This window comes from Bacillus sp. LR--39 (assembly GCF_053613335.1).
On sequence record NZ_JBSIOT010001235.1, the window covers coordinates 1 to 595 of the forward strand.

Here is a 595-nt window from a genome sequence, read left to right on the forward strand (position 1 = left end):
CTTTGTCTCAGTTCGACTTTAATCCGGCTGAGATTTTCATCATAGAGCCCGCTTGAAAGCCACTTTGCAGCCGCCCATTGCGACAATGAACTTGATCCGTAGTCAGTCTGCATTTTAATATCGGCCAGCCTCTCGATGACGGGCTCCGGACCTGCGACCCAGCCGATGCGGAGGCCGGGACTGACGGTTTTCGATAATGTGCCGACATAAAGAATGCTGCCTTCTCTGTCCATGGCCTTCAGCGGCGACGACGGCGGGCCGTCAAGCTGCAAATCGCCATATGCGTCATCTTCAATAACCGGGAGCGACAGCTGCTTGCTGATTTGAATCAGCTCGCGCTTCCGGTCTTCGGACATCAGTTTGCCCGTCGGATTGTGAAATGACGGAATCGTGTACAACAAATCGGCGCCATGCCGTTTTTTTACCGCCGGAATGACGGACGGGTCTAATCCTCCGGCATCCATGGGAAGCCCGCAAAATTGAAAACGCATGGAGAAAGGCGGCACCGGGCGGGGAACGCTTCCTTACGCCCTCCTTCCTGTTGTTCCTTTGTGACCGCAGGATCATCTCAACAGCCCGCTCAGGGTGGCCCCCG

The 595-nt window shown here is 55.6% G+C and carries 1 pseudogene; it reads right to left on the bottom strand.

Annotated elements, in window-relative coordinates:
• Nucleotides 1-473: pseudogene (locus ACWHAR_RS29640) on the bottom strand (aminotransferase-like domain-containing protein); the annotation flags it as partial.
• Between the last annotated feature and the right edge of the window lie 122 nt (nucleotides 474-595).